The organism is Hungatella sp. SL.1.14 (assembly GCF_024460495.1).
Lineage (GTDB): Bacteria > Bacillota > Clostridia > Lachnospirales > Lachnospiraceae > Hungatella > Hungatella hathewayi.
Genome location: NZ_JANFYJ010000002.1, coordinates 1 through 19,394, shown reverse-complemented (window position 1 = coordinate 19,394; position 19,394 = coordinate 1). Strand labels below are relative to the sequence as shown.

The 19,394-nt window shown below is 46.8% G+C and carries 11 protein-coding genes and 1 pseudogene; 3 read left to right on the top strand and 9 right to left on the bottom strand.

Going from position 1 to position 19,394, the window contains the following annotated elements:
* Positions 1-32: 32 nt before the first annotated feature.
* Positions 33-953, bottom strand: a complete 921-nt coding sequence (locus tag NE473_RS02380; RefSeq protein WP_155560699.1) for an AraC family transcriptional regulator — start codon at positions 951-953, stop codon at positions 33-35.
* A gap of 187 nt (positions 954-1,140) precedes the next feature.
* Here NE473_RS02380 and NE473_RS02375 point away from each other — a divergent pair, with 187 nt between their 5' ends.
* Positions 1,141-3,849, top strand: a complete 2,709-nt coding sequence (locus NE473_RS02375) for a sensor domain-containing phosphodiesterase (RefSeq protein ID WP_055650375.1) — start codon at positions 1,141-1,143, stop codon at positions 3,847-3,849.
* Between the two features lie 20 nt (positions 3,850-3,869).
* On the opposite strand, the gene NE473_RS02370 is transcribed toward NE473_RS02375, so the two are convergent.
* Both NE473_RS02370 and NE473_RS02365 read right to left on the bottom strand, forming a co-directional pair.
* Positions 3,870-5,237 (bottom strand): MATE family efflux transporter, encoded by a 1,368-nt coding sequence (locus tag NE473_RS02370; protein WP_055650359.1) that lies wholly within the window; start codon positions 5,235-5,237, stop codon positions 3,870-3,872.
* A gap of 115 nt (positions 5,238-5,352) precedes the next feature.
* Positions 5,353-5,894: pseudogene (locus NE473_RS02365) on the bottom strand (beta-class carbonic anhydrase).
* Between the two features lie 222 nt (positions 5,895-6,116).
* On the opposite strand from NE473_RS02365, the gene NE473_RS02360 reads away from it, so the two are divergent.
* Positions 6,117-7,391 (top strand): EAL domain-containing protein, encoded by a 1,275-nt coding sequence (locus NE473_RS02360; protein ID WP_055650360.1) that lies wholly within the window; start codon positions 6,117-6,119, stop codon positions 7,389-7,391.
* A 102-nt stretch (positions 7,392-7,493) separates the two neighbouring features.
* Here the strand turns inward: NE473_RS02360 and NE473_RS02355 are convergent, their stop codons facing one another.
* From NE473_RS02355 to NE473_RS02330, 6 genes are all read right to left on the bottom strand, one after another.
* The gene (locus NE473_RS02355; RefSeq protein WP_256265164.1) at positions 7,494-10,715 is read right to left on the bottom strand and encodes a GntR family transcriptional regulator; all 3,222 of its coding nucleotides are present in this window, start codon (positions 10,713-10,715) and stop codon (positions 7,494-7,496) included.
* Entirely contained in the window at positions 10,708-13,308 is a 2,601-nt protein-coding gene (locus NE473_RS02350; RefSeq protein WP_055650361.1) for an ATP-binding protein, read from the bottom strand. Before NE473_RS02350 ends, NE473_RS02355 begins: the two co-directional genes overlap by 8 nt.
* Before the next feature lie 32 nt (positions 13,309-13,340).
* Positions 13,341-15,290 carry an extracellular solute-binding protein gene (locus NE473_RS02345; protein ID WP_055650362.1) on the bottom strand — a complete coding sequence of 650 codons (1,950 nt, stop codon included), beginning with the start codon at positions 15,288-15,290 and terminating at the stop codon, positions 13,341-13,343.
* A gap of 648 nt (positions 15,291-15,938) precedes the next feature.
* A complete protein-coding gene (locus NE473_RS02340; RefSeq protein ID WP_055650363.1) occupies positions 15,939-16,667 on the bottom strand; it encodes a dihydrofolate reductase family protein in 729 nt (242 codons plus the stop codon).
* 3 nt (positions 16,668-16,670) lie between these two features.
* Complete coding sequence (locus tag NE473_RS02335; protein ID WP_055650364.1) at positions 16,671-17,150, bottom strand: flavodoxin; 480 nt, start codon at positions 17,148-17,150, stop codon at positions 16,671-16,673.
* 14 nt (positions 17,151-17,164) lie between these two features.
* Complete coding sequence (locus NE473_RS02330) at positions 17,165-17,329, bottom strand: hypothetical protein (RefSeq protein ID WP_172682262.1); 165 nt, start codon at positions 17,327-17,329, stop codon at positions 17,165-17,167.
* Positions 17,330-17,475: 146 nt separating this feature from the next.
* On the opposite strand from NE473_RS02330, the gene NE473_RS02325 reads away from it, so the two are divergent.
* Positions 17,476-17,922: a MerR family transcriptional regulator gene (locus NE473_RS02325; protein WP_055650365.1), complete on the top strand. Its 447-nt coding sequence runs from the start codon at positions 17,476-17,478 to the stop codon at positions 17,920-17,922.
* Positions 17,923-19,394 lie beyond the last annotated feature (1,472 nt).

The following is a 19,394-nucleotide window of genomic DNA, read 5'->3' as shown; positions in this document are numbered from 1 at the left end:
AAGAGGAATTCATCCGGACATTCATCCGCACCTTACGGTGCGTCCACCACCCTGATATGCGGCGGGTATTCCGCAGAGGCCGCTTCCTTTGCCGCTTCTCTCCTGGCGTTCTTTTTCCGGTACTGGGAAGGTGTCATACCGTACGTGTCACGAAAGACATTGATCAAAGACCGCGTATCCGAAAATCCATTGCGCATGGCTATTTCCAGTACGGAGTAATCCGTCTCCAGCAGGTCCCGGAACGCCTTGCTGACACGGACCTGATTCAGATGGGTCTTAAACGTGTTGCCCGTGTACTTCTTTAAAATTCTCGCCAGATATTCCATGGACACGCTGAAATGGTCCGCTACTCCCTGCAGCGTCAGCGGTTCCCGGTAATTCTCCTCCACATAATCCAGAACCACCCGCAGTCTGTCAATATACTTCTGGCTCTTTACGGACGACTGGTTCTTCGGCTCCTTAAAATATGTAAGAAGAAGATACATCAGGGAATGGAGCATCGCATTTTTCTTTAAGTAACCGTATTCCTCAGGAGGGGCCAGTTCCAGACGAATCAGGCTGTTAAAAACCTCCTTCAGCTCCTTCAGCCGCTCTTCCTGCCCCTCCAGTTCGAAGGTGATCTGATCGATCTCCGGACATATCTTCTTCAGGAATTCATAGGATATGAACAGGGAAATCCCATGAATTTTGTCTTCCTCTTCCGTATCCACCGGTACTTCCCTGGGCTCCAGGGCGTGAATATCCCCGCTGTTGATCAGCGTAATACTTCCGGCAGCCACCTGCTTCTTTTTTCCGTTAATATAAAAATCTGCTTCACAGTCCAGCAGATAGTCGATCTCGATACTCCGGTGCCAGTGCTCCAGAATCATATAATTGATCTGCCCCCTGTGCAGGCGAAGCTGCATCGGCATCTGCTCATTCTGTGTAAACGTCTCATGATAAAATAAATCCACGGTGTACCCCCTTCTTCCGTACGACTTCACTTTGCTGCTTCTATTCTATCACAGAGCACATATGGCTACAACATGGAAGACAGCGGCAAAAGTGGTCCGGCTGCTCTTTCTTTCTTGCAACGGCATGCGAAATATGGTACTCTTAAAGTTAAAAGAAATTACAATGACACTGAACCCGGAGGCACCCATGCAAAAGAAAATATTACCTGTTATTTTGGCGATAGCCCTCATTCTCTCCAGCACCTTTTCGATCTTATGCTTTCACAATTTACAGGGCAATGCGAAGGTGATCAACTACGCCGGCATTGTTCGCGGCGCGACCCAGCGTCTCGTGAAGGAAGAATTAAATGGGATTCCCAATGACTTGCTGATCGAAAAGTTAGACGGAATACTGGAGGAACTGCAGTCAGGGAAAGGCGTCTATGGGCTGATCCGCATGAACAGCAGTGATTTTCAGGATCTGATACTCCGGATGGAGACAGACTGGAATCTTCTGAAGGAAGAGATTTACCTCGTCAGAGCCGGCGGAGATACCGAGAAGCTCTTTGAAGACAGTGAATCCTATTTCGATCTGGCCGACCGGGCCGTGCTGGCAGCGGAACAGTTTTCCGAAAATCGGGAGCTTCTGGCTGAAAAAAGCCTGCTTCTGCTGAACTGCTTCTTTCTTCTGGTAGTCTTCCTCTTCTGCCTTTACAGCGCCGGTCAGGCGAGACGCCAGAGAGAGCTTCAACGGACGGAGGAGGACAGCAGAAAAAAGAAAGAACACCTCTCCCATATGGTGGACAGTCTTCTCGGACCCATGAATGAGATTTCTGAACTGGTCTACGTCTCGGATATCGAAGATCACACTCTGCTCTTCGTTAATAAAGCAGGCATGGAAACGTTTCACATCGATGCCCTGGACAGCCGCAAATGCTACCAGGTCCTGCAGGGATTCGATTCCCCGTGTGAATTCTGCACCTCCTCCATCTTAAAAGAGGGGGAAACCTATACATGGGAATACACCAATCCGCTGACCCGGCGTCATTACATTTTAAAAGACCGCCTGATCCAATGGGAGGGCCGGACCGCCCGAATGGAGCTTGCCTTCGATACCACAGAATCCGAAAAAGAAAAGCTTCAGCTTAAACTTACGCTGGAAGCCAATGAGATGATTACGAAATGCGTCCAGACACTGTATCAGTCAGAAGACATTGACACCGCCATTTCCCAGGTTTTAGAGCGCCTTGGCAGCTTTCTCTCTGCCGACCGGGCATATATTATCTACATAAGACATGGTAAAATGTACAATGACTATGAATGGTGTACCGATGGTGTGGAACCGCAGCGGGAAATGCTGCAGGATCTTCCGCTCAATCTGATCACCCGCTGGATCACATATTTTGATAAAAAAGAATGTATGATCATTGAAGATCTGGAGGAGATCAGGGAACCCTTCCCGGAAGAATACCAGATTCTCCATGCCCAGTCGATTACCAGCCTGGCTGCTGCACCTATGGAACAGGATGGCACATTAATCGGGTATTTAGGAGTCGATAATCCGTCCCCTGCCCGACTTCAGAATATCAGTCCCCTGCTGCAAACGCTGTGCTACTTCCTCATGCTGGCAAGAAACCATGCGGAAAACAAACAGCTGCTGACTCATTTAAGCTACTACGATAAACTGACTGATTTTTATAACAGGAATAAGTACATCGTCGATACCGGAGCACTGGCCGGCTCCAACCAGCCTGTGGGAATCGTCTATCTGGATGTCAACGGGCTCAAGGATATCAATGATCATTACGGTCATGAGTCCGGAGACCGCGTTCTGATCGAGTGTGCCAAACGGATCAGGGCCGCGTTTACACAGGCAGATTTCTATCGGATCGGCGGGGATGAATTTGTCATCATCTGTCCCGGAATCCCCCAGGAGGTCTTCCAGAATCAGGTACGTGATCTGAAGGAAAAATTTAAAAATGACTCGGACTGCCAGGCCGCCATCGGCTGCCAGTGGAGGGAGCACATCGATAATATCGACCGGATTATTGCCGTGGCCGATGCAAAGATGTACGAAAACAAGAAAGCATTTTACCGCATCAATCCCGTTTCCCGCCGGTACCGCCGCTGCAGCGACCAGCTGCTGCAGCATTTATCCAATTCCGATACCCTGCGGAAAGAGATTGCTGAAAATCATTTTCTCGTTTATTTTCAGCCTAAGATTTCATCTGAGAGCCGTATGATCGTCGGCTGTGAAGCGCTTATCCGTTATACGCCGCAGCCCGGTGTCCTGATTACGCCCGGTGAATTTCTTCCCCTGCTGGAGGAATTCCATACCGTCAGCCTCATCGATTTCTATGTTTTCCGGTTCGTGTGCTCCAGACTTAAGTCATGGCAGGATCAGGGCAGACAGATTTTCCCGGTTTCCGTCAACTTCTCACTTCATACACTGCGGGAAGCAGAGCTTTCCAGACGGCTCCTGGAGATCTGTAACCAGTACGGTATTCCGGCAAATTATCTGGAGATAGAGATCACGGAAAAGGTCCGCAATGAAGAAACGATTGATATCAAACAGCTGATCGCAGAACTGCAAAGCACCGGTTTTACTGTTACACTCGATGATTTCGGTACGGAGTGTGCCAATGTCGCTCTCATGTCTGAAGTTAGCTTTGATGCGCTGAATTTAGATAAGAGAATGGTAGACCACATCACCACGAATTCCCGGAACCGGGCGATCGTGGAATCCATTTCCGAAGTCTGCCTCAAGCTTGGAATCCGCATGGTGGCAGAGGGAATCGAGAATGAAGAGCAGTATGCGGTCCTGCGTGCCTGCGGAATCGATCTGTTTCAGGGGTATCTATTCAGCAGGCCAATCCCTGTGGAGGAATTTGAACGGGACTATCTGGGGAAGCCGTAAACGGATTGCTTTTCAGTATTTCATAGTCTGCCCTGCTGCTCCGCCGCCATTTTTCCGATCTTCTTCCAGTTTTTCGAGAAGAAATAGCTGAACATGCAGAGCATTCCGAATACAAAGCTGATGGGCAGACAGGCCATCACATAGCCGCCGTCTATATAGCTGGTAATCAGCCAGGCACATGGAATCCGCACGGCCCACAGCATCAGGAGGTTGACCACAGTAGGAAATCGGACCTCCCCCATACCGTTCACGAAGCTGATGATGCCGTTAAAGACCGCATAGGCCCACGTGAACGGCAGGACAATCCGAATATACCGGACCGCTATGTCGAGAACCTCCGCATCCCTGGTAAAGAGTTCCAGAAGCGGGCGGCAGTAAAACGTCACGACCAGCCCTGCGATGCAGGTAATGAGACCTGAAAACAGCGGAATCCGTATCCCGCCTTTCTTTAAATAGACGTAATTCCCCGCTCCCAGGTTCTGGCCTGAGAACGTCGTGGCCGCCGAGGATAACGAGGTGATCGCCACGTTGGCAATTCCCGTGACCTTGCTGCTCACCGAACAGGCGGCAATAAATACGGAGCCCTGCAGATTAATCAGAGACTGCATCAGAATATGGCCCACGGAATAGATCGAGCTGTTCAGCCCCAGCGGAAGTCCGATCGCCACAATACTTCCCAGCATCCGCCTGTTCATCCGGTGCGGCAGATACGTAAAGCCGAACTCCGGATACTTTTTACGGATGTAGACGATGCTGAACAGCCAGGAGCAGTACATGGCTATGGTAGTCGCCAGCGCCGCACCGGGCACATCCATGCCCATACCGGCCACAAACAGGAGATCCAGGACAATGTTCACAACACAGGATACAATCAAAAACAGCAGAGACGCGTTGCTGTCTCCCATTCCCCGCAGGATTCCCGCATTCATATTGTACCCCATATTCCCCAGAGTTCCGAAAAAAATGATGCTGATATAAGCATTGGCCAGTTCCCACGTATCATCCGGCACCTGCATGAACCGCAAAACCGCCGGACCGGCGAACTGCCCGATGATCGTCAGCGGTATGGAACACAAAAATAAAAAGGATATGGCTGTCGCTCCGATCTCTTTCAGGCTTTCCATGTCACCCCTGCCGGTAAACTGCGAAACGAGGATGGATACCCCTGTGCCCAGCCCCAGGAATACGCACAGCAGAATCTCCACCGGCTGGCTGCTGGTGCCCACGGCAGCCAGCGATACGGAACCGCAGAAATTGCCGATTACCAGTGTATCGACGGTACCGTACAGCTGCTGCAGCACGTTTCCCACACAGATGGGAAGCGCAAATAACAGCACCCGTTTCATGATGGACCCCTGAGTCATATCTATTTTCTTTGCGGCCTTCATATGACATTCTCTCCTGTTCTGTCTTTCGTATGGTTATCAGTATACCGCTTATTAAAAAAAAGTTCTACTGAGAATCCGTCCTGCATTCCTGTTCTACAGAAAATTTGTCATATTTCTAACAAAGAGCAGTTAACTCTCCTGTTACAGAATCCATCATAAATCCCCGAATCACAAGATCCTTTGGCATCAATGGATGGTTTTTCAGGCTGTCTACCGACTCCTTCACTGCCTCCTTTGCCGACTCAAATCCCCCCAGCCACTGTTCCAGATTGATTCCGCTCTTTCGTATGATATCGATATGCTCTTCCGGAATCCCCGTGCTTTCAGCTTCTCCACCATTTTTTTGCCATCCATGCCCTGGACGCCGCAGTCTGTATGGCCAATTACCATAATCTCTTCCACACCCAGTTCCAGAACCGCCACCAGAAGGCTCCGCACCGCACTTCCATAGGGGTGGCTGATCACGCCTCCTGCATTCTTAATAATCTTGGCATCTCCGTTGTGAATTCCCAGCGCCGCAGGGAGAAGCTCTGTCAGCCTTGTATCCATGCAGGTCAGTATTGCCAGCTTTTTATCCGGATATTTGCTGGTTTCATAGGGTTCGTAGTTTTTTTCAGCCACAAATTTACGGTTGTAATCGATCACATCTTCTATCATCGCATGTTTTCCTCCTGTTCTTCTCTACACATTATAATCATTTCAGAGGAGTGCTGCAAGTGTTCAGAGACGGAACCCGTGATATGTTTTTGCTAAAATTTGGTGTGCTGCATTGCCCATGGGTTACAAATATGATATAGTTGTTATTAAGCAAGCATATTATGTAACTTTTTGTAAAGACAGAACGATTCCAAAAAGTCAGAAAAAACAGAGGATAACACGATGGCTGATTTAAAAAATGAGCAGTGGATAAAAGCACGTTATGAAGAAATATGCAGTAAAAATCCCGACGACTACGCCCTGATCAGCATGAAAGTCAAACGGTTTCGTATTTTCAACCGTATGTTCGGACGGGAAGCCGGGGACCGGCTGACTGCCATGATTTATGATTGTGTTGAGTCCTGGCTGAACCCCGGAGAATATATTGCCCATATCCATGCCGGCTACTATCTCCTCCTGGTCCATATTCCGAAGGACTACGATGATATTTTCCACTATACCATTGATATCAATACGAGAATCCGTGACTGGCCCTATGGCGAGCAGTACGGAAAAGTATATATGGGCTATGGAATCTTCCTGCTGGGCAGCGATCCCCCGGACTTTTTGACCGCCCAGTACAATGCCGATATCTGCCGTACGGAAAGTGCGGAAAGCCATCTGCGCAACTCACACATGGAAGTATACGGTCTGACTTACAATGATACGAATCTGGGAAATTACAACATGGAGCAGGATTTCCAGCCAGCGCTGGAACATGAAGACTTTAAACTTTATCTCCAGCCGAAAGTCAATCTGCGCACAGGGGAGGTCACGGAAGCGGAAGCACTGGTACGCTGGATCAATCCTGAAAAAGGAATGATTCCGGTAAGTGATTTTTTGCCGGAGCTGGAAAAAAACGGTCTGATCGGCGATCTGGACCTGTACATGTTCGAGCATGTATGCCGCACCATCAACCGCTGGATAAAGCAGTATAATAAGAAGATCAAAATCAGCGTCAATCTTTCCAGCAACATGTTTAATTACCGTTATTTCCTTGACCTGTACAAGCAGGTCTACGAAAAAGCGCCCTGTCCCAAGGACTGCATCGAATTCGAACTCCTCGAAAGCATTGTCTTAAACCAGATCGATCTGGTACAGGTCGTGGTGAAACAGCTGTATCATTACGGATTTTCCTGTTCTCTTGACGATTTCGGAAGCGGCTATTCCTCATTCAGCGTCCTGACAACTACAGAGCTGAAGACCCTGAAGATTGACCGCTCACTGTTTTGTAACTACTCAGATCCCAGAGAACGCGTTCTCGTCCGACACATCGTCGAGACCGCTAAAGAACTGAATTTGAAGACGGTTGCTGAGGGAATTGAAACGAAAGAATATGTAGAGTTTTTAAAGAAACTGGGATGTGATTACATACAGGGATTTATTTTCTATAAGCCTATGCCGGTGGAAGAATTTGAACGGCGGTTTTTAGTGAATTGTGAGCGGGCGGAGGTATGACAGGATACCAGATATTATGTTACGTATCTGATATCCTGTCGTCATCTGAATATCGGAACTCGTTTCCGAACCCGCTTAAGTATCATACATGAGAAAGAAATATTAAACTATTATATAATCAGGAAGACAAATTGTAATATTGTATTTTTTCAGATATTCGTGATAGATCATTGACTTTTCTATATCTGACAAGATCAGCAGTTTCGTATATTTCGGATACTTTTCACTCAGGGAACCAAGAACAGCGTTAATATTTGTCCCCCCAGAAATATTGGATTCCAGCCATTCTTCCGTTACCTTTTTCATGTCTATTTGAGAAACCAGATTTTCATTAAATAACATTCCATCCAGATCCGGATTCTGTTCTTGTAAAGCAAGAATTTGATTTACAACATCGCTGTAGCTATACATTCCCTCCATACTTTCACTGACATCAAACAGTACCAAATCATATTTTGATACAGGTTTAATCTTCTGCCTGTAAAGAGTCTCTGTTACAAGCGTTTTAAATGTATCAATAATACCTGATTTGCCTGGTCGAAACTCTGAAAATAGCGCTGTCTTGGAAGGCTCGTTGGAGAGTTGAGGAAATACATCATAATTAACAAAGATATTTTGGATACTTTTTTCCGACTCATCTTCATATATCTTAATATTATTTTCTAAAACCTCCTTTTCCATATTAATCCTTTGCTTGCACTCAACAATCAGCCTTGTATTTTCCCCTTCCTTATAGTCTTCCTTCGCAATCCTGATGTCTGGCCTGATACTTTTTCTATTGGGATTAACCTTTGCAGGTGTACCGATTTGTGCAACTACTGCAAAGTCTTCTCCGCCCTCAGTTTTAAACTTCGCAACGACAGATGCTTTACTACAATTCATTTGTAAAACATGATCCTTATTGATGTTTAATTGAGGACTATATCTTTCTATTGCCTGAATCGTCATACAAGTAACCCATATTTCGTATAAATACCATCGTTTTTCCCAGAAAGGAAGGTTTAAGAGCCGTTCGAAAATCTTTATAATCTTTTCGCTTTCCTCTGTTGAGGAATCGATATGATCCTTGACAGAATGGAATAGCTTTATTGCATCATTGACTTTACAATGATCAGCTAACCCCTTTTTTTCTATTTGTCCAACCAGACAATTATACCTGCATACTAAAAATGGAAAGAAATTATATATAAATGGGTTGCTGATAAACGTATCATTGCTCAGGGTCTGATCATCTTTATAGTTTTGAATTACTTCCTCTGTATGAATCAGCAATTGGTATATATATTCCAAAATATCATAAAACTCTTTATTATCCATATCTACCGGGGATAAAATATTGGGGTAATCATACCGATCACAGGAATCCATTGATTCGTCAGAATGGATGGAATCTTCAAATATATCAAAGAAATTTAACAGTTTCTTATAATCGCTGTACTTCCAATAGTTTACCTGATTGTCAATTCGTACCTTTTTATATACTTTTAAATGTTCTTCAAAGCATGACAAATTAAGCTCTTTTAATACTTTATCATCATCGCTCAGCCTGATTTTAATAGCCTGATCTGATTGATAGACCTGATACTTCTCCATGGTCTCATATACATTTTTATACATCGCTGCGAAAGGTTCACTTATTTGTAAAAACGCGGAAAGAAAATCATATGCTGTGATTTGAGTTTCTTTTAAATACGAAATTAATCCTTTGTTATCTGGGCACTTAAGGGCTTTCTTTAACTCATTATAAAGGCCTGTATCTCTGCCATCTTCTTTTCCATTCCCGGCTTCGAATCCATAATTCTCCATGATACGATACAGTTCGCATCCGCTTTCAATTATTTTATTATGAGTCATTTTATCTTTCTCCGGTTCAGTGTATTTCCATAACGCTGTTCCATCATAAACCTCAACTGCCGGCTCAAAATATCCGAGCCGCCTGCATTCCTCCTTTACCAGGCAGTAGATATTCCCGAACAGCTGTACGTTTTTTTCTGTGAACTGCTCATGGCTGCCTGCCAAAAGAGCATCGATCACCGCGATACATTGTTCATGGATTTCGCAGTTCACCGGTGTTTTTTCTGTGGTCAGTAATCCCGGAATGCTGCGGCCGATTCGGAAATTTCTCTGCAAAAGCTCATAAATGGTACTGAGAGCCTCAATTCCGATATGTTCCGTAATAAAATCCAGAAGAATGGCCGGCGTGCGTCCATACAGATACTCCTCATTCCAAAAACGTTCCATTTTTTCTTTTACCGCCAGCAGCTCCGGCTTCGTAACGCGCGCAGCGGCACAGGCAGCCGCTCCTTCTATTGTCAGTTCCAAAAACTCCAGCGTATCCAGATAACGGCGGACATGACAGGCGATTAAATGAGATGGCACATGAATCTTTTGAATGTCAGCCGTATCTGCAGTCACAAATATGCCAACGCCGCGAACCGTCTTTACAACACCCCATTCCCGCAGAATCTGTATCGCTCTGGTCGTAGTATCTACGCTGACGCCATATATTTTTTGAAGCTCCGCGTGCGTTGGAAGCTTGTCTTCCCGCTGATAGCTGCCGGCAGCAATCAGACCAATAATATCCATATACACAGCGGAATATCTTACCTCTGAATCCTCCAGCAGTTTTTCCAGCTGCTTTTTTCCATGAATCACAGCGGAATCGGGAGCGGCCTGAAAGGCCGGGGTATTTCCCTCCGTCATCCCATAGATATCTGACATATCATCAAAATGGACATGTTCTGGAACACCTCCCGTCTCAAGGGTCCTCATAAACTCCTGCACCTGCTCATAATATCTGGTTCTGATCTGTATATCGTCACGCAGGGGGCTCAGGTCTGAAAGTCCCAGGCTGTCAACAGCCTGTAAAATCAAAGAATTCTCATTTCTGGCAACAAAAAACCGGTAAAAAAGTTTCGACAGTCTCCAAAACTCCTCTGCGTTCCCACTATCCATATGATCCACTATTCTGCGTGGAATTTGAAGGTCTTCCTGACTGCAGAGCGCGATCCCCTTTTTAATCACCGGGTAACACAGCAGTACGCCTGCTTTTAGTACATCGCTTGTGATATCTTTATCTATTTTTTCAAGAGCGAGCACGGTCGTCCTGTGACCGGTATTTTGCATAAAGCTGACCGTGGGACGTTTCCTCTGTGTTGTTTCAATAAGCCCCTCTTTCTCTAACATGGCTAAAGCCCGGCGAACGGTTTTTTCCGAGGTTCCAAACTCTACACATAACTTTGCGCGGGAAGGAAGGCTTGATCCTCCTGGTAACAGTCTGCTTACAATTCTGTTTTTTAGAATTTCATAAATTCTGTCATACATCAACATGTCTGTCTATATCCGCCTTTCGCAGTTTCCAGCTCCCTAAAACTTCCAGGTAGGCACTGGTGATGTCATTCAATATAAATGGCTTTGCAATATGTGCATTCATGCCGCTGTCCAGACATTTCTGAATGTCCTCGCGGAAGGAATTGGCCGTCATGGCAATGATGATGGTGCATTTCGCATCCGAACGGGGAAGCGCCCGGATTGCCTGTGCTGCACTGCAGCCATCCATCACCGGCATCTGAATATCCATCAGGATCAGATCATAAAAGCCCTCCCGCGCTTCGGAAAACCGTTCAACCGCTTCCTGTCCATTTTGGGTGGAAGTAACAATGGCACCCGCATCCTGAAGCAGTGCAGCGGCAATCTCCAGATTGATTTCATTATCTTCTGCCAGCAGAACCTGCTTGCCGGTCAGAACAGCTGACTGTTCTGGTTTCGTCTGGTCCTGATTCTGTCCCGTCACTACCGTCATAAGTACTGCAAGATCTGAATGGAATACCGGACGGCACAGAGTCGCATCGGCACCACATAGAGCAGCCATGTCATCCAGATCGTCCTGGTCCTGCCCTGTCAGAATGAGCTTCAGATCCGGATTGTCTGACTCGCTTCGAATCTTTGAAGCAAACAGCTTCATCTCCTGGCAAACGTCCCACTTTATGAAACACAATTCATAGGGCGTGCCATTTTGCATCGCCGCATGGATCCTGCACAGGGCCGTCTCCTCATCAGATACGGAATCCACCCGGAAATTCTCCTTTCTGAGCACATCAGTGAGATTATTTTTCAGTTCTTCTATCTGATTCACAACCAAAACCGACTGGCCGCTTCCGCAGGGTTGTGCGTCCTTGTATACGTCATCCGGTGCACAGTCAAAGGGCAAATCAACGGTGAAGACGCTGCCCGCCCCCACCTCACTGGACACAGTAATGGATCCGCCCATCATTTCCGTAAAGCTTCTGGTGATGGGAAGGCCAAGTCCTGTGCCGCCATAATTCCGGGCAATCCCGCTGTTTTCCTGGGTAAAAGGTTCAAATATACGGTCGATATTCTCCGGTGCGATTCCGCGGCCGGTGTCCTTAACCTCAAAGCGCAGCCATATCCTGTGATCATCACGGCGCAGCGTTTCTATGTTCAGGTTGACACTTCCCTGCGCCGGGGTAAATTTCACAGCGTTGGAGAGCAGATTCGTCAGTATCTGGTTCAGGCGAAGCGCATCGCCAACCAGATACTCCGTGACCTCTCCCCGAAGAAAGATCTGAAAGTCTATCTGCCTGTTAATCGCCTGCACATGGAACACCGTCGTTAATGCACGCAGAAGCTTTCCCAAGTCAAACAGCTCCGGATGCAGTTCGATTTTTCCGCTCTCAATTTTGGACATGTCCAGGATATCATTGATCAGGGAGAGGAGGTGTGCGGACGAAAATGTAATTTTGTCCAGGCAGTTACGCATCCGGCCGGGTTCATCAATATGGTTCTTCCCAAGCTCCACCATCCCCATAATGCCGTTGAGCGGAGTACGGATTTCATGAGACATCTGAGACAGGAAGTTGCTTTTCGCACGGCTGGCTGCCTCCGCCCGTTCCTTTTCCAGCCGCAGCAGCTCATTGCTGCGTTTCTCACTTCGTCTAAACAGAAGGAAAAACGTTATCACAGTGGCGAATATGACAAAAAAGATCCCTGCGCCTACTCCCGCCATAAACTGGCTTAAATAGACAATCTGGTTGTTGACAGTCTCGTATGACATACTGGTTACCATGTACCAGTCCGTCCCCTGGATTGGCATATAGTAAAGGTACACGTGGTGCGTGCCGACAGTCAGCAGCGTCAGCCCGCTTTCCCCCGCATCGATGGCTGCGTGGAAGGACGGAAAATCATATCCCTTGTCAAAGACTGCATGCTGTTCATAGACCGTCAACAAGTTGCTTCCATATATGACCTCCTCTGAAGAGGCGCTTTTGATCACAAAATCCCCGTTTCTGGTCACGATATTGGTGTAGGAATCTGTTGCCGTCTTACTGTCCATTCCCAGTCTCGAGCCAATATCAGAAGTATGGATTCCAATAATCACGGCGACCAGCCGGCAGTCCTCGAACTCCACGGGAGACATGGCAGCCCCCAGCAGAATCGTGCCGCTTTCCCAGATCGTTTCGTTGACTGAGATCAGTTCTCCAGAACCAGACAGCAACTGATCCAGTCCGGAGATTTTGGACATCGCAGGTACGACGCCTTCTGAAGAATAGGCGATTCCCTTATCGCTGATGAACGCGATGTGTGTGAAATCATTGTCTGACTGCGCGCGTGCCAGGAAAAGCTTCAGGCTTTCTTCATCCTTTAAGTCACTCTCTGACAGGGCGTTTGTGATCGTGCGGAGCTGAGAAAACTGGCTGTTTAAGTTGGTTTGGAAATGGCTGCTTAACTGCGTCGTCATTTCCCGCAGGTAAACCCCGCTGATGTTGGTCACCGTGCGTTCCGATACCTTTTGATAGTTTATCACCGCAAGGGTACACAGGATCGCAATCATCAAAAGCAGTCCGGGGACAAAAATCAATACGATATGCTTATCAGTCTTTTTTTTGTGTCTGTTCAATCCTCCCCCTCCTTTCCGCCCGCAGGGTCTTTTTATTTGTCCTGCGCCAAATCGCTGATTCTTCCTTCCAGCATGGTCTCCACAACGCTGTCCCGATGCCGTTCAAAATACTGTGCTAAAGCGTCACGATAAAGCAGCCCGGTTTCTTTCACCAGCGCAACACGGCCCTTCGGGGTGGCGTCATCATAATAATTAAGCATTGTAAAGCCGTCTCCGTTGCCTTCCGCGTAGGTTCTGGAACCGGCCATATAGTCTGTCACAGCTACCTGGCAGTCTGCATCCAAATCCAGTGCCGTACCATCGGGAAGTGTCACGCTTACCAGCCTGCTGCCGGCCGGTTTGCTGCTGTCAAAGGTATAGCGGAGCCCGGATACCTGTAAAAATCGGCCGCCTGGAAACTCTTCCGTACAGACAGACAGGCCGTTTTCCAGCATATCCCACAGAGTTTGCCCATCCATTTCCAATACAATGATTTGGTTGTTAAAAGGACACACCACCGCAAGATCTCCTCCATAGACCACCCCCTGATAGAAGCTGGCCCGGATTCCGCCGCCATTGACCACTGCAATGGGCGCTCCTGACGCTTCTGCTACGCAGTCTGCTATAAAATTGCCAAGTTCCGTCTCCCTGCGGCGCACATTGAAATTATCCAGCAGCAGATCATGACCTACCATCCCGATAACAGAAAAATCATAGGAATTTTCGTCCGTCCCCTCATAGTAGAATTGGTCAATCGACTGCAGGGCTTCTTCTAGCGAGCATTGGCCGGACATGACATTTCTCACATACCCGCCCAGGTATTCCACGGTTTTACCTGGAAATAAGACATTATATACATATCCTGATTCCACATACGTTTCTACTCCCAGTGGAATTAACTCCTCCTGCTGCTGATAATCAGTAAGGCAGGACATTCCTCCGCCCATATCCTCAATTAAAGCGGCCTGCCCTTCCGGTGTCGAAAGTAATTCCAGAATACGCTTGCAGGCATCCTGTTTTTCTTTACTAATGCTATTATTGACGCCCATAAAGGCGGACGGCGAGAACAGAAACCAGGGTTCATTTCCCTCATCACTGAAAAGCGGGAGCATCCGGTAGACATATGCCTTTGACGTACCTTCCTTTACCGCCTTCTGGTTTTCGGCAACACACTCATAATATAGTGCAGAGTCTCCGAAAGCTGCCGCAAGAGTTCCCTGGCTCAAACGCTTCTTACAGAGAACGATATTGCGCTGATGGGCAATATCAGCGGGATCCATAACGCCTGCGGCTACAAGGGCATCTGACAGAGTGAAGCTCTGTTCCCAAACACCGGTAAAGGTCGCCTGTTTATCTCTAAAATCCGCCAGCCATTTGACTCCCTCAACGGTCCCCAGGAAATCAGGCACCATATTTCCGACATAGAACAGGCCTACCGCCGTATTATAGTCGCTCATGATGGAAAAACTCACGCCATCCTCTCCAGTGCCAAGCCCTCTCTCTTTTAGTTCGGTAAGAGCGGTTACCAGTTCATCATTATTTGTGGGCAAAGCGATTCCTGCCTGCTGAAACAACGTTTCATTGACTACATAGCCACTGTACACACCGGGCAGCGGGATCATATACGTCTTTCCATCTGTCTTCCAGGCATTCATAATGGTGCCGTCATAGGCGGCGCTGGCCTTTGTGTCGCTGATATCCAGTAAATGCTTCCTCACCATGTTTGAATCGGGCTGCGCCGTGATCACCAGGTCCGGCCCAACGCCTCTGTCCAAACGGCGAAGCTGCTCGCTGGTATAAAGCGACAGTTCCGTCTGAAGCTCGATATCGCCGCAGGCAGACTCTACCAATTCCTTTACCTGATTAAAATTTCCATTATAAAGAATTTTGATCACAATTTTTTCTTCAGGTACCGATATCTGTCTGCCGCATCCAGTCAGTACCAAAAGTATCAGGACCGCACCCAGCATACCTGCCATTCCCCTGTTTCCGTTGCGCTTCATCTCGTTTCCTCCTCATTAATCTATCAGTTTACCGAAAAGCTTTCAAGGACTGGTCATGATAGACGGGCAATACGGAAATAACTCCGTGTACGATGCAAAGGCACAAAAAGCCATCCAGATGCTGAAAAAGGATCCCTGCCCCATTCCGTCGTCTGGATGGCTTTTTTAGATGATACAAAGTGACTGATGCCCGGTATGTAGAACACGTGTTCTGTCAGATTATGTATTCTGTCCATATTGATTACAACTTCTTTCGCTTATTTTCTGAATATGAAACCATAATTTAAATATTAAGCTGAGTTCTTATGAATATTTCATAAAAATTCTTGGTACCTAATCCATATTATACTTTATAATTCTATATTTTGCAACTGGAAAGCATGGGGCATGGGGCATTCCATATGGCCTGATTAATGCCAATGAGCCCACTGCTCAACGAAAAAGTTCATTGAGGCAGTCAGGAAATTGTATGAAATATTGTATGAAATATAAGAAGATACGCCGCCAGGCATTTTGATTTCTCTCCTGGCGGCGTATCTTTTCGTTTATCAGCGCAATCTGCATGATTTCCGGATTTCCCATGGTGTCATACGCAGAGAGATCCGAAGTAATATGTCCTAATTCCCGGGAATCCATCTTTTATCTGGTTCATTTGATCCTTTCCTTTACAAGATAGCGGAGCCATACGGCATCTCCCTCCAGTACGTCAGCACTTTTCAGAGTAAAGCCAACCGGTTCCTCTGTGCTTAATCCTGCCCTGGCCTGGAACAGGGTCTGTGTCTCTGCAGAGCCATCTGCACAGGGCGCTATCATCACACTGATCTCATCGCACATCCCCGCCTGGATAAAGGACCAGTTCAGCACACCGCCTCCTCCTAACATCACAGTCTCAATTCCAAACAAGCGCTTTAATTTCATCAGAGCTTCACTGTAATCCAGGGTTTTCTTTCCTGCAATGATGTAGGAAATGCCCAGTTTGCGAAGAAAGGCTTTGTATGCATTGGAGGCCTGTTCCGTCAGCACCTCCAGTACATGAGCGGTGGTATCAATATAGGTAAGCGTATTTTCTTCCCATCCGAGTCTGCCGGACGGATCAATGGAAACATAATACATGGGTGCTTTCTCCGCAACAAAGTCACCCTCCGGCACTTCGGGCGCTTTCTCATCCAGCGCCGGTCTGCGGTACATGGTAAAATTATCATCGGTGGTCACACGTCCGGACAACCATCCCTGATGCAGGTATTTTGGTTTTTTACCGAAAGCGATTTGATAAAAAGCGTCACCGGCAGGACCGGCCTCCGGCGCTTCCATATAGTTTCCCATGATCTTACCGTCCAGCGACGTCATCATATGACAGAAAACATAGGGTCTTTCCATTCTTTATTCCTCCTTAATCTCTGCCGTCCAACGGTCGATTTCTGCAATTGAGGTCTGCATCTGATCTCCATCGAAACGGATATTCAATCCCTGTTTTACGTCAGCTCCGGCACAGGCCTTCTTCATATCACGAAATGCATGGCCAATCCATCCGCCGTTTGTGGCAAACGGATAAACCGTTTTTCCATTCCAGTCAGCGGCGGAAAGAACCGTCTTTACAGCCGGAGCAAAGGTATACCACCAGACAGGGGTTCCCAGAATCACCGTATCATAATGGTTTAGATCCTTATCAAAGGGGCGGACCGGCGGCTCGTATCCTTCCTCCACTTCCCGTTGTCCCTGACTGACAACCGAATTGTAATCTCCTGAATAGGGTGTCACAGTCAAAATTTCCTGTACATCACAGCCCAATATCTTTTGAATATGCCGCGCAGCACGGTGCGTATTTCCACCATAAGAGTAATATAACAATAAGATTTTCATAAATGCCTCCTTGTTTAACGATACGATTTTTCGTAAATTGCTGCACATTCTTCATCCGTAAGCAGAATGCGGTCGCATTCAAGCATTGCTTTCTTTCCCGGCATGATCTGGGTATGCAGATCATTCAGACATCCAGCGCCAAACAGGATACGGGTTGGAATGTTCCCATTAAAATTCATTTTCTTTACCTCCATCTTGACTTTATTATTTCTGCATGTTACTCTTTGCTTATAAGTTCAATCAAACTATACAACTTAAAGTCAGGTTTAAGTCAAGATTTTTTTTCAGTTTTTAAGTATTCAACTTTTCAGGAATGGAGATCATCATGTTTTATACGGTAGGTGAAATGGCAAAAAAAATGGGTGTGGCGCCCTCTACTTTACGCTATTACGACAAGGAAGGACTTCTGCCCTTTGTGGAGCGATCCGGCGGGGGAATCCGGATGTTTAAAGATGCAGACTTCCAGTGGCTGTCCATCATTGAATGTCTGAAAAAAGCCGGTCTGCCAATCAAAGAAATTAAAACCTTCATGGATTGGTGCATGGAGGGCGACAGTACTATCGATAAACGTCTGGCACTGATGCAAGAGCAGCGGGATATTGTTAAGAAGCAAATTGCCCAAATGCAGGATACCCTCGCAATTCTGGATTATAAGTGCTGGTACTATGAGACTGCCAGGGAGGCAGGAACCTGTAAAATCCATGACTCCCTGCCTGACGAGGCCGTTCCCTCCGAATTTGCAGCTGCAAAGGAAAAAACTCAGACACTTTGATTTGAGCTTTCTTCCTGGGGCCTAGGGGGGCCGTAATAATAGTTGGAAGTCGCGCCGCCATCAATAAGGAACGTAGCGCCGGTAATAGATGCTCCTTTATAGCTCATCAAAAGTTCCACCGCATTGGCAGCCTCATCCGCTGTACCTGGACATGCTACAGGACATTTTGCAAACATGTTTTGTAAAGTTTGCCGCGGGATCCGTTAAACTCCTCAATCGCTAATGGTGTGACGATGATGCCTAGTGCAATATCATTAATGCGTGCTTCACGCTCTACTTTGCAGCCTCAGCCATGACACGATTTTCATTACAGCGTTTTGCCGGCTGATAGGCATGCAGCGTATCCCGGATGTTCCTCTGCTGCAGGATATTCAGTGACAGAAGTTCTTCTGTGGGGGCATCACCAGCATGACTATCTTACCGTACGTTTGCGCCTCCGCAATTAAACTGCAGATTGAGCTGCGGGAAAAGAGATCCATCTCATATGCAAGCGCATCAAACCTGGCTTCATTCATAATCTTCACAGCGGCCTGTGCCGGTTAATAATATCACTTCTTTTTTATCTGTAAGTCCCCCTATTTTTTAACTGGTGATCCGCCAAACATACAGGATATTTTCCTTTGTCCAAGCTACTTATCAATATCTGCTATTTTCTCTGTTGTCAGGTTCACCTCGACAGCCCCCGCATTCTCCCGGAGGGGGCTTTCTTTGTGTGAAACTGGTATCGGCACAATGTACATTTATTTGCCCAAAGTCCATGTAAGAAAAAGCTGCCTCAGTGGTATTCTTTTTCTCTGGTAGCCATCTAAACCGTTCTGTCAGTTCCCTGTTTTCATCTTAAACCTGCGCTGTATACTGTAGCATGAAGCTACGGAAATCACCTGCTCCTTTTCTTTTCTTGTTTACTTAAAAAGTATGAGAATAAGAAGCAATCTGATTTTCATGGTCTTTTAATAAGATAAGTTTATCCAAAATTGATTCCGTCATTTGTAAGCGCCAAGTATTAGGGAGGCTGGCGCTTTACTACCAAATACTCCATAATAGTAGATAGCCAGATGCAAGCATTTTACTCTGGAATACAATAAATCCCATTGTCAGATGCGAGCACTTCACTACATATTTGTGGAGGTGTTAAAAAATGTCCAATTACAATGCCAGAGTACCAGCTGACAAGCAATACCAGCTGATTATGGAATGCAGGAGCAGCGGTCTCACTGATTTTCAGTGATGCAAGGAACATGGGATTCATCCCGGGACCTTTTACAACTGGGTCAGCAGACTCAGAAAGAAAGCATGCCGTGAGATTCCTGAATCCATTTCCAAAGCAGCACCATCGCCTGTCTAGGAGGTAGTCCGTTTAAATTTCAATCCAAAGGCAGAAAGGCCGGAATCCATGTTTCCAGTCCAGCCAGCGTTAGAGGATCCATACAGAATTCCAGAAATATCTGCAAGCATAGAGATATCGCTTGGCA

Coding starts and splice junctions, on each gene's coding strand:
- NE473_RS02375 (WP_055650375.1), top strand. CDS start 1,141: ATGCAAAAGAAAATATTACCTGTTATTTTGGCGATAGCCCTCATTCTC.
- NE473_RS02370 (WP_055650359.1), bottom strand. CDS start 5,237: ATGAAGGCCGCAAAGAAAATAGATATGACTCAGGGGTCCATCATGAAA.
- NE473_RS02360 (WP_055650360.1), top strand. CDS start 6,117: ATGGCTGATTTAAAAAATGAGCAGTGGATAAAAGCACGTTATGAAGAA.
- NE473_RS02355 (WP_256265164.1), bottom strand. CDS start 10,715: ATGTATGACAGAATTTATGAAATTCTAAAAAACAGAATTGTAAGCAGA.
- NE473_RS02345 (WP_055650362.1), bottom strand. CDS start 15,290: ATGAAGCGCAACGGAAACAGGGGAATGGCAGGTATGCTGGGTGCGGTC.
- NE473_RS02340 (WP_055650363.1), bottom strand. CDS start 16,667: ATGGAAAGACCCTATGTTTTCTGTCATATGATGACGTCGCTGGACGGT.
- NE473_RS02335 (WP_055650364.1), bottom strand. CDS start 17,150: ATGAAAATCTTATTGTTATATTACTCTTATGGTGGAAATACGCACCGT.
- NE473_RS02330 (WP_172682262.1), bottom strand. CDS start 17,329: ATGAATTTTAATGGGAACATTCCAACCCGTATCCTGTTTGGCGCTGGA.
- NE473_RS02325 (WP_055650365.1), top strand. CDS start 17,476: ATGTTTTATACGGTAGGTGAAATGGCAAAAAAAATGGGTGTGGCGCCC.